Source organism: Longimicrobium sp. (assembly GCF_048594345.1).
Taxonomy (GTDB): domain Bacteria; phylum Gemmatimonadota; class Gemmatimonadetes; order Longimicrobiales; family Longimicrobiaceae; genus Longimicrobium.
In genome coordinates, this window is record NZ_JBMDXM010000092.1 from 1 (window position 1) to 9,815 (window position 9,815).

9 protein-coding genes are annotated in these 9,815 nt (G+C 70.9%); 6 read left to right on the forward strand and 3 right to left on the reverse strand.

Features of this window, described 5'->3' with window-relative positions; genetic code table 11:
* Positions 1–491 precede the first annotated feature (491 nt).
* Positions 492–1,091, reverse strand: coding sequence for a hypothetical protein (locus ACOJUJ_RS10100; protein ID WP_420126743.1), 600 nt, complete (start codon positions 1,089–1,091; stop codon positions 492–494).
* Between the two features lie 188 nt (positions 1,092–1,279).
* Between ACOJUJ_RS10100 and ACOJUJ_RS10105 the strand changes: the two genes are divergently transcribed.
* The 3 genes from ACOJUJ_RS10105 to ACOJUJ_RS10115 all read left to right on the forward strand — a co-directional run bounded on the left by ACOJUJ_RS10105 (position 1,280) and on the right by ACOJUJ_RS10115 (position 3,451).
* Complete coding sequence (locus tag ACOJUJ_RS10105) at positions 1,280–2,533, forward strand: M20/M25/M40 family metallo-hydrolase (RefSeq protein ID WP_420126744.1); 1,254 nt, start codon at positions 1,280–1,282, stop codon at positions 2,531–2,533.
* Positions 2,534–2,538: 5 nt separating this feature from the next.
* A complete protein-coding gene (locus tag ACOJUJ_RS10110) occupies positions 2,539–2,802 on the forward strand; it encodes a hypothetical protein (RefSeq protein WP_420126745.1) in 264 nt (87 codons plus the stop codon).
* Between the two features lie 337 nt (positions 2,803–3,139).
* On the forward strand, positions 3,140–3,451 hold the full coding sequence (locus ACOJUJ_RS10115) for a Rieske (2Fe-2S) protein (RefSeq protein ID WP_420126746.1): 312 nt from the start codon (positions 3,140–3,142) through the stop codon (positions 3,449–3,451).
* A gap of 497 nt (positions 3,452–3,948) precedes the next feature.
* Here ACOJUJ_RS10115 and asnB read toward each other — a convergent pair whose 3' ends face one another.
* A complete protein-coding gene (gene asnB / locus ACOJUJ_RS10120) occupies positions 3,949–5,904 on the reverse strand; it encodes an asparagine synthase (glutamine-hydrolyzing) (RefSeq protein ID WP_420126747.1) in 1,956 nt (651 codons plus the stop codon).
* 275 nt (positions 5,905–6,179) lie between these two features.
* Here asnB and ACOJUJ_RS10125 point away from each other — a divergent pair, with 275 nt between their 5' ends.
* A complete protein-coding gene (locus ACOJUJ_RS10125) occupies positions 6,180–6,779 on the forward strand; it encodes an SGNH/GDSL hydrolase family protein (protein ID WP_420126751.1) in 600 nt (199 codons plus the stop codon).
* 565 nt (positions 6,780–7,344) lie between these two features.
* Here the strand turns inward: ACOJUJ_RS10125 and ACOJUJ_RS10130 are convergent.
* Positions 7,345–8,328: a DMT family transporter gene (locus ACOJUJ_RS10130; RefSeq protein ID WP_420126748.1), complete on the reverse strand. Its 984-nt coding sequence runs from the start codon at positions 8,326–8,328 to the stop codon at positions 7,345–7,347.
* A 114-nt stretch (positions 8,329–8,442) separates the two neighbouring features.
* Between ACOJUJ_RS10130 and ACOJUJ_RS10135 the strand changes: the two genes are divergently transcribed.
* Positions 8,443–8,925, forward strand: a complete 483-nt coding sequence (locus ACOJUJ_RS10135) for a peroxiredoxin family protein (protein ID WP_420126749.1) — start codon at positions 8,443–8,445, stop codon at positions 8,923–8,925.
* A 25-nt stretch (positions 8,926–8,950) separates the two neighbouring features.
* Positions 8,951–9,511: an NADPH-dependent FMN reductase gene (locus tag ACOJUJ_RS10140; protein WP_420126750.1), complete on the forward strand. Its 561-nt coding sequence runs from the start codon at positions 8,951–8,953 to the stop codon at positions 9,509–9,511.
* Positions 9,512–9,815: the final 304 nt, after the last annotated feature.

The window sequence follows — 9,815 nt, forward strand, 5'->3', positions numbered from 1 at the left end:
GCCGACGGATCGCGGTGCGGCGACATCCATCGAACTGCGCCCGACGGGGTGGCCCCCCCCCCGCCCCACCCCCGTCGTTGCACACGGGGCGGGGCGAATTAGCTACCGCCGCGCCGCATACCCGACCCCAACCTCATCCGGTGCACGCCATCCCCCGCCCCGCACCCCCCCTCCCCCGATGTTGGGGGAGGGGTCGACCGCCGTTGCGAGGAACGAGCAAAAGGCTGGTCGGGGGAGAGGGCCCGTCGGGGCGGGTGGCGCTTCGACATGGCTCGAACTGGCACCCGATGGTGCCCCTCCCCCGGCCCCTCCCCGTTCGTTCCTCACGGAGAGGGGAGAAGTCGATCCCGCTTCGATACCTTCCGGAGCGCACCGCCCTCGCCCCCGGCACCACCCCTCCCCCAAAGTTGGGGGAGGGGTCGACCGCCGTTGCGAGGAACGAGCAAAAGGCCGGTCGGGGGAGAGGGCCCGTCGAAGCGGGGCCGCGGTGGTCAGTCCACGCCGACGTAGATGTGCATGGTGTTCAGGCCGCCGCGGATGGCCCCGGACCGGGAAAAGATCTCCACGCGCGCCCGGCGCATGTCCGACAGGCGGCCGGCGTATTCCTGATAGTGCGGCTGGTCGGCGTGGCGGGGGACAAGCCCCATCGCCTGCAGGGCGTCGCGCATGGGGGCGATGTACGGTCCCGCGTTGCGCACGTCGGGGACTACCAGCGCGCAGACCGTGCGGTGCGCGCTTCCCTGCGGGAACGTGGCGACCACGGCGTTGACCATGCGGCCGTTCCAGTTGCGCTGCCACTGCCGCACGGACTCCGGCTGGCGGAAGGACGTCGCCACGACGGAGCGGTTGGGCACCATCCGCAGCGCCGGTACGTCGACGGTGATGTCCGTGGCCTCGGTCCAGTCGGGCTGCTCCGCGATTGCGGCGATGATGGATTCGGCGCTCACCCCGTCGCGCGTACACGTCTCCACGAACAGCGAAACCAGGGTTTCATCCGGCGCGGCCTGGGCGCTCGCGGCGCGGGGGACGGCGGCGAGCACGGCGGCGCAGGTGACGGCGGCCAGGCGGAGCTTCATGCGGTTCTTGGGCATGGGGGGATCGGGGAGCGGTGGGGAAGAGGAGGGTTCGCGGGCAGCTTAATCCCAAATCACGGCGGTCGCCAGATCCTTGGCGTTCGCCCGGCCGCTCGCCACCTTCGTCCCCTCTCGCGGCCACCGCCGTCCGTCCCTACATTCGCGGGGAACCGTCAACATCCAGCCCGCACCGACTGAATCTGCCCATGCAGCACCCCGTCCGCATTGCCGCGGCGGCGCTTCCGGCGCTGCTGATCGCCTCCAGCCTGCACGCGCAGCAGCTGCGCGTTCCCGACCGCGACGCGCGGGTGCGCCAGGCACTGGAGGCCGCGCGCGCCGGCGAGGCGCAGACCGTCGAAGACCAGATCGCCATCTGCCAGATCGAGGCGCCGCCCTTCAAGGAGCAGCGCCGCGCCGAGGACTACCGCCGCCGGCTGGAGGCGCTGGGGCTGCGCAACGTGCGCATCGACGCCGAGGGCAACGTGCTCGCCGAGCGGCCGGGAGAGCCGGGCGAGCCCGTCGTCGTGATCTCCGGGCACCTGGATACCGTTTTTCCCGAGGGAACGGACGTCACGGTAAAGCGCGAGGGGACCATGCTGCGCGGCCCCGGCATCGGCGACGACTGCCGGGGACTGGCGATCCTGCTGGGGATTGCCCGCGCGCTGGACCAGGCGCAGGTGCGCACGCGCGGGACCCTCATCTTCGTCGGAACCGTAGGGGAGGAGGGGCCGGGGAACCTGCGCGGCGTGCGGCACCTGTTCGCCACGGAGCTGCGCGACCGCGTGGACTACTTCATCTCGATTGATGGCACCGGCCTGGGGCTGACCAAGGACGCCGTGGGCAGCCACCGCTACACCGTCACCTACCGCGGCCCCGGCGGCCACAGCTACGGCGACTTTGGCGCGCCCAATCCCGTGCACGCGCTGGGCCGGGCGATCGCGAAAGTCTCGGATTTCCAGGTGCCCAGCGACCCGCGCGTCACCTTTAGCGTGGGGATTGTCGAGGGCGGCACGTCGGTGAACTCCATCGCCATGACGGCGGCCATGCAGGTGGACATGCGCTCCGTGGATGGAGCCGCGCTGCAGGCGCTGGACGCGCGCTTTCAGGCCGCCATCCGCCAGGCGCTGGACGAGGAGAACGCGCGCTGGACGGACGGCGACCGGCTGACGATGGAGATCGACACCATCGGCATTCGCCCCGCGGGGCGGCAGACGGACGACGCGCCGATCGTGCGCGCGGCGCGGGACGCGGGACGCGCGCTGGGCTTCGACGTGCCGGCAAGTGCCAGCAGCACGGACGCCAACATCCCCATCAGCCTGGGGATCCCCGCCGTCACCATCGACGGCGGTGGGCAGGGCGGCGGGGCGCACTCGCTGGGCGAGTGGTTCGACCACGCCGACAGCCACGTGGGGACGCAGTGGGCGCTGCTCTTCGTGCTTACCCTGGCGGGCGTGCGATGACGGGGATGCGGCGCATTCGCCTGCTGCTCCTGCTCATCCTGATTCCGCTCGCGTTCGTCTCCCTGCGCGAGACGCGGGCGGTGAACGCGTGCGCCGAGGGCGGCGGCAGCTACGACCATGCGTCGCGCCGGTGCGACATGACGGCGACGCACGCATACGAGCCGTTTATGGAGCGCCACGGCGTTCTGATCGGCGCCACGCTGGTCGCGCTGGCGGGTGCCGGCGTCGCCGTCTGGCTGCGCCGGCGCGCCCTGCGGGAACGCGCGTAGGAGGCTCGCCGCATGCGGGGCGACAACGCGCCGTCTGCCCGCGGTGGCGAAGCAACGTCCCATCCGCCCGCGTGAGCGAATGGTGACCATTGAGAATCTGAACCGGTAACGTGCCGTCCGCCTGCAGGAGCGAATCAATTCGCCGCTACAACAGCACAAAGTCCACCTTCGTGGACTCGGCGGCGCGACCGTGTGCGGCGTCCCATGCACCGGCGCGTCCGCAACCCGGAGATTACCGGATTCGATCCGCAATCGGAATCATTCGCCGCTGGAAAACGCAAAGTCCGCCTGCGCGGCGACCGAATCCACATAGATCACGAACTGACGAGGAAACTCGATGCCGGAATACGACGTTGCGCCCATCGGCGACATCCCTGAGGCCGAGGCGCGCGAATACATGATTGGCGGGCGCGAGATCGTGCTGTGCAACGTGGAGGGCGAGATGTACGCGCTGCAGGGGATGTGCAGCCACGAGGAACTGCCGCTGGACGGCGGCGAGGTGGATGGCACCACACTCGTCTGCAACTGGCACGGCGCCACGTTCGATGTGTGCACCGGCCGCGCGACCGGCCTTCCCGCCACCGAGCCCCTGCAGACCTTCGAGACGCGCGTGGAAGACGGCCGCGTCTTCGTCACCATCCCCGATTGATCCGCACCGCCTGTCCTGGTACGGAAACGCTGATTGCCCGAAGGGGCTTGCTCAACCGCCGGTGAGTTCGTGAGGGCTGACAAAGGTGTTGCTAAACCGTGCACATGCGTTGGCTTCCTGAGGGAGGCGCCGCTCCGCAATCTGCTTTCAAGCAAAGGACTGGCGCCGACCGAAGGACCTTGTCTGCCTGACTGAGGGACTTGAACGGCTCCTGAGGCTGGGACTCGCGCGACCCGATAAAGATCCTTCGGTCGCGCGCAAGATTGTGTGATTATGGAAGTTGTTGAGGTGCGCTCCCTCAGGATGACACCGGATGACACCGCGCCTCGGTTCGAAGCAGGTGAGGTTGGCAACACCCTCTGAGCGAGCGCCGCGCGAGTTCTGGCCGTGCAGGCCGGCGAGATCCTTCGGTCGCGCGCAAGCGGTTGTGATGGTTCAGGTTCGGTGTGGCGCTCCCTCAGGAAATCCATCCCGGGTTTTTACGTGATGATGCCGGCTTACGCGGGTAGCGCGGCCGCTTCATCGCGGACCGACGCGCCGGGATTCGCGTCGAGCCAGGCTTGCAGCATGAGCACGTTCCACAGGCCGATGTGCCAGTTGCGGCGGCGGGCCAGGTGGTCGTCCCACATCGCCCGCACCGGCTCCACCGGCAAAAGGCCCTGGCCGCGCAGGCGGGCGGGGTCCAGCAGCGCCTCGGCCCATCCCCGCAGCTCCCCCCGAAGCCACTCCGCCATCGGCACGCCAAAGCCGCCCTTGGCGCGGTGAAACAGGGCCGGCGGCACGTGCCTGTACAGCACCTGCCGCAGCAGCCACTTGCCCTGCAGCGCGCCCAGCTTGAGGCCCAGGGGGAGCCGCCAGGCGAAGCGGAAGACGGCCGGGTCCAGGAACGGCAGCCGCGGCTCCAGCCCCACGCCCATGAACGCGCGGTCCACCTTCACCAGCACGTCTTCGGGAAGAAAGAAGGTGCAGTCCAGGTACATCAGCCGGTGCCCCCACTGGTCCAGCCCCGCGGGCACCGCAGGCAGCGCCTCGTCGCTCGCGGGGCCGTTTCCGTGGCTCACCAGGCGCGCGTACATGGCGTCGGGGCCAAGCTCCGGGAGCACGCTGGCCAGCTTGTGCATGCGGTCCCCGGGCGTGCGCATCCGGAACGGCGCGGGGATCACCGGCGCCATCCGCCGCAGCAGCGCGTCCCACGCGCCGGGGGGCATGCGCAGAATGCCGCGCGAAAGCTGGCGCCGCGCCGCGGGTGGAACCCAGCGCGCCGCGCCCCATAGCCGTCCCAGCCACATGTGCCGGGTGTATCCCCCAAACAGCTCGTCGCCGCCGTCGCCCGTCAGCAGCACCTTTACGTGCTCGCGCGCCTTGACGGCGATCAGGTGCGCCGGGATCTGCGAGTTGTCGGCGAACGGCTCGTCGTAAAGGGAGGGGAGGGCGGGGATAAGGTCCAGTGCCTCGGTGGGGCCGATGCGCAGCTCGGTGTGCTCGGTGCCCAGGTGCCGCGCCACCGCCTGCCCGTGGCCAGACTCGTCCATGTGGCGGTCGCCCAGCCCCACGGTAAAGGTGCGCACGGGGCGGGCGCTCTGCGACTGCATGAGCGCGGCCACCGTGGACGAGTCGATGCCGCCCGAAAGCAGCGCCGCCGCGGGGACGTCCGCCTGCATCCGCAGCCGCACGGAGGCGGCGAGAAGGCGCTCCAGCTCCGCCGCGGCCTCGGTGGGGGAGGCGCGGATGGGGTCCGCCGCGGCCGCCTGCACCTCCTCCGCCGCGGACCAGTACGCCACCGGCGCGGCATCATCCCCCGGCGAATGCAGCCGCAGAAAGCTGCCGGGCGGAAGCTTGTGCACGCCCTGAAAGATGCAGAGCGGGGCGGGGACAAAGCTGTGGCGCAGGAACCGGCTCACGGCCTCGGGGTCCAGCCGCGCGTCGAAGGCGGGGTGGGCCCGCAGCGCCTTGAGTTCGGAGGCAAAGAGAAGCGTGCCGCCAAAGCAGCCGTAGTACAGCGGCTTTTCGCCAAAGCGGTCGCGGGCCAGCACCAGCGTCCGCTCCCGCGCGTCCCACAGCGCGAACGCAAACATGCCGTCCACCCGCGCCAGCGCATGCCGCACGCCCCACTCCAGCACGCCGGCCAGCAGCACCTCGGTGTCGGAGCGGGTGGCGAAGGCGTGGCCGCGCCGCACCAGCATCTCGCGCAGCTGGTTGTGGTTGTAGACCTCGCCGTTCAGCGCCACGACAAAGCGGCCGCAGCGCGAGGCCATGGGCTGCGCGGCGGCGTCGGAAAGGTCCACGATGGCCAGGCGCCGGTGGGCCAGCGCCAGCCCGGCCGCCGCCTCGCACCACACGCCGCCGCCGTCGGGCCCGCGATGGCCCAGCCGCCGGCTCATGCCGCCCGCCACGCTTCGAGCGTAGTCGGCGTCCATGCCGGTGGGGGCCCAGAATCCGCTGATTCCGCACATGCGCCGTGGGTGGATTGGGGGGTGTGGCCGGCGGCGGAGAGCGGCGTCCGGATCGGCTGGCCGTGCGGGATGATGCGGCACGGAGGGCCCCACGTAGGGCGAGGGCGCCGGTGGAGTATATATCTGGGGGCGGCACCCTGCCAATGGCGCTGGCGCATGCCCCGGCGATCATGCATGATGGAGGGATGATGCGGATGATCGGATGGGGGCTGATGCTCGTGCTGGCGGCGTGCGCGCGGCCGGGTGACCTGCACAACGGCGGAGGGGCGGGGGAGATGCGATTTCTGGCGCTGGGCGATTCCTACACCATCGGCGAGGGGGTGGACGAGGGGGAGCGGTGGCCGGTGCGGCTGGCAGGGCTGCTGCGGGAGCGGGGGCTGGACGTGGGCGATCCGCGGATCATCGCGCGCACCGGCTGGACCACCGACGAGCTGTCCGCCGCCATCGACGACGCCGATCCGCGCGGGCCGTACGCGCTGGTGACGCTGCTGATCGGTGTGAACAACCAGTACCGCGGGCGGGACGCGGAGGAGTACCGCACGCAGTTCACCGACCTGCTCCGTCGCGCCATCGGCTTCGCGGATGGAAAGGCGTCGCGGGTGGTGGTGCTGTCCATCCCGGACTGGAGCGTCACCCCCTTCGCCGACGGCCGCGACCGTGCGCAGATCGCGGCGGAGATCGACGCCTACAACGCCATCAACCGCGACGAGGCGCGGCGTGCCGGCGCGCACTGGGTAGACGTCACCCCGCAGAGCCGCGCCGCCGGCGCCGACCCCGCGTTCCTGGTCTCCGACGGCCTGCACCCCTCCGGCCGCGCGTACGCGGAGTGGGCGCGTTTGGCGCTTCCCGCGGCGGTGGAGGCGCTGGGGAGGTGAGGTGAACGGGGCGCTGCGACGGGCCCTCTCCCCCGACCGGCCTTTTGCTCGTTCCTCGCAGCGGCGGTCGACCCCTCCCCCAACTTCGGGGGAGGGGTGGTGTGGGCGGCGAGGGTGGTGCGCTGCGGAGACCGTCGAAGCGGGATCGGGTTCTCCCCTCTCCGTGTGGAACGAACGGGGAGGGGCCGGGGGAGGGGCGTACCGTCGGGCGTCAGTTCGATCCATGTCGAAGCGCCACGCGCCGCGACGGGCCCTCTCCCCCGACCGGCCTCTTGCTCGTTCCTCGCAACGGCGGTCGCCCCCTCCCCCAACTTCGGGGGAGGGGTGGTGGGGGCGGCGAGGGCGGTGCGCTGCGGAGACCGTCGAAGCGGGATCGGGTTCTCCCCTCTCCGTGAGGAACGAACGGGGAGGGGCCGGGGGAGGGGCATACCGTCGGGCGCCAGTTCGATCCATGTCGAAGCGCCCTGACGGTCCCTCACACCCTCACACCCTCACACCCTCACACCCTCACACCCTCACACCCTCACACCCTCACACCCGTTCACCCCTTCACCCCTTCACCCCTTCACCCCTTCTTCCCTCGCGCCAGCGCCAGCGTGCTCCCGACGATCAGCGCCGCGCCGGCGAGCGTCCCCCAGTCCGGGATCTCGGCGAAGAACAGGATCCCCCACGTGCCGGCGAAGACGATCTGCAGGTAGCCGGTGGCGGTCGCGCGGCCGGCGCGCTCCAGGCGCAGGCCGTTGGTGATGGCCATCTGGCCCAGCTGGGTGGAAACGCCGATCCCCAGCAGCACCAGCCACTCCGTAGGCGTCGCCCACACCGCGCCCGGCAGCGCCGTGGGCAGGGCGGCGAAGATGGAGATGAGCGAGAAGTAGAAGACGATCACCGCCGGGTGCTCCGTCGCACCCAGCTTGCGCACGGTGACGTACGCCATGGCGCTGCACATCGCCCCCGCCAGCCCGATCGCCACCGTCACCGGATTGAGTACGGTGCCGCCACCGAAGAGGATGGACGGCCGCACCATCACCAGCACACCCACCATGCTGATCACCACGGACACCACCTCGCGCCGCCGCAGCCGCTCGCCCAGCAGCGGCACCGCCAGCAGCCCGGCCCACACCGGGTTGGTGTACTGGATGACGGTGGCGTCGGCCAGCGGCAGGTGGACGATGGAGTGGTAGAACGCGGAGAGCGCCAGAAAGCCGAAGATGCCGCGCACCATCAACAGCTTGCGCTTTTCCGGCGTGCCCCACGGGCTTACCCGCGCATGGCGCACCGCCCAGGCGCTCAGGATGAAGGTGATGATGGCGCGGATCATCACCATCTCCTGCGGCGGCAGCCGCTGCCCGCCGTACTTCACCAGCAGGCTCATGATGCTGAAGAAGAACGCGCCCGCCGCCATGTAGCGCATCCCCAGCGGAAAGCGCGACGCCCCTCGTGGCTCCTCGTCCGCCGTCTGGATCCCCGCCACCTCGCCCGACAGCTCGGGCGTCGCCTCGACCGCCTCGTCCGCGCGCCTCCGTCTTTCGTCTTCCGCCACGTCCCTCATCTTCTGCGAGTGTCTTTCCGCCGCGCCCGAAGATAGCCCCCGGCGCAAGCCCGCCTTGCGCATCGCGGGCGAAGGTGGAGCTTTGTCCGTCATCAACCTCACCCTGGAGGATCGATGGACGAGCTTCGCGCCAGGCCCGCCGAGCGCCTGCCAGACCTGCGGCTCCCGTCCGCGCCCGGCGGTGTGCCCGTGCCGCTGGTGCCCACGGGTGGCCGCCGCGTGCCCGTCATCCTGGCCGTGCACGCCGCCGGCTGCGCCGACTGCGGCGCCGTTGCCCAATCGCTCGCCGCGGCGGACGCGGAGCTGCGGGAGTGGGATGCGCACGTGGTGGTCGTGGTGCCCGGTGACGCGGAGGGGGCGGCGCGGTTCGCGGAGGGTGCCGGGCTCCCGTTCCCCGTCGTGGCGGACGCGGAGCGCAAGCTGTGGATGCGCATGGGGATGGAGGGCGCGGCGATGATCGTCGCGGACCCGTGGGGCGAGGTGCGGATGCGGCACGTGGCGGGCGCGGCCCACGACCTGCCTTCACCCGCGGAGCTGGTGGACTGGGCTCGCTTCGTCGCGATGCAGTGCCCGGAATGCGAGGGCGAGGCCTGGTAGCCTTGCCCGTTCGAATGAGAAAAGGATGCAGATGCGTGTGATGGGGATTGCCGGCAGCATCCGGCGCGGGTCGTTCAACCGGGCGCTGCTGGATGCGGCGGTGGAGCTGATGCCGGAGGGGATGGAGGTCGCGCCCTGGGACCGGCTGCGCGAGGTGCCGTTCTACGACGCGGCGCTGGATACGGACGAACTGCGTCCAGAGCCCGTCGCGGACCTCAAGCGTGCGATCGCCGAGGCGGACGGGCTGCTGATCGTGACGCCGGAGTACAACTACAGCATCCCTGGCGTGCTGAAGAACGCCATCGACTGGGCGTCGCGGCCGGGTTACAAGTCGGTGTTCGTGGGAAAGCCGGTGGCCATCATGGGCGCCAGCGGCAGCATGATGGGCACGGCGCGCGCCCAGATCCACCTGCGCGAGATCATGTACGCCACCCTCGCCCGCGTGATGCCGCACCCGGGCGTGCTGGTGAACCAGGCCCCCCAGAAGTTCGAGGACGGCCGCCTGGTCGACGAGCCCACGCGGACGGTCGTTGCCTCGTTCCTGCGGGACTTCCAGACGTACGTGCGACAGATGCAGGGTGGATGACGCGCGTTGCCGACGGGCCCTCTCCCCCGACCGGCCTGTTGCTCGTTCCTCGCAACGGCGGTCGACCCCTCCCCCAACTTCGGGGGAGGGGTGGTGTGGGGGGCGAGGGCGGTGCGCTCCGGAAGGTGTCGAAGCGGGATCGACTTCTCCCCTCTCCGTGAGGAACGAACAGGGGAGGGGCCGGGGGAGGGGCATACCGCTGCGACGGGCCCTCTCCCCCGACCGGCCTGTTGCGAGTTCACAGCAACGGCCGGAGGCCCGGACCCCACCCTACGGGGGGGGGGGGGGGGTGGGGGTAGGGCGG

What these genes read in the sequence shown, in the direction of transcription:
- ACOJUJ_RS10100 (WP_420126743.1), bottom strand. Translation starts at nt 1,091, where the DNA reads ATGCCCAAGAACCGCATGAAGCTCCGCCTGGCCGCCGTCACCTGCGCC.
- ACOJUJ_RS10105 (WP_420126744.1), top strand. Translation starts at nt 1,280, where the DNA reads ATGCAGCACCCCGTCCGCATTGCCGCGGCGGCGCTTCCGGCGCTGCTG.
- ACOJUJ_RS10110 (WP_420126745.1), top strand. Translation starts at nt 2,539, where the DNA reads ATGCGGCGCATTCGCCTGCTGCTCCTGCTCATCCTGATTCCGCTCGCG.
- ACOJUJ_RS10115 (WP_420126746.1), top strand. Translation starts at nt 3,140, where the DNA reads ATGCCGGAATACGACGTTGCGCCCATCGGCGACATCCCTGAGGCCGAG.
- asnB (WP_420126747.1), bottom strand. Translation starts at nt 5,904, where the DNA reads ATGTGCGGAATCAGCGGATTCTGGGCCCCCACCGGCATGGACGCCGAC.
- ACOJUJ_RS10125 (WP_420126751.1), top strand. Translation starts at nt 6,180, where the DNA reads ATGCGATTTCTGGCGCTGGGCGATTCCTACACCATCGGCGAGGGGGTG.
- ACOJUJ_RS10130 (WP_420126748.1), bottom strand. Translation starts at nt 8,328, where the DNA reads ATGAGGGACGTGGCGGAAGACGAAAGACGGAGGCGCGCGGACGAGGCG.
- ACOJUJ_RS10135 (WP_420126749.1), top strand. Translation starts at nt 8,443, where the DNA reads ATGGACGAGCTTCGCGCCAGGCCCGCCGAGCGCCTGCCAGACCTGCGG.
- ACOJUJ_RS10140 (WP_420126750.1), top strand. Translation starts at nt 8,951, where the DNA reads ATGCAGATGCGTGTGATGGGGATTGCCGGCAGCATCCGGCGCGGGTCG.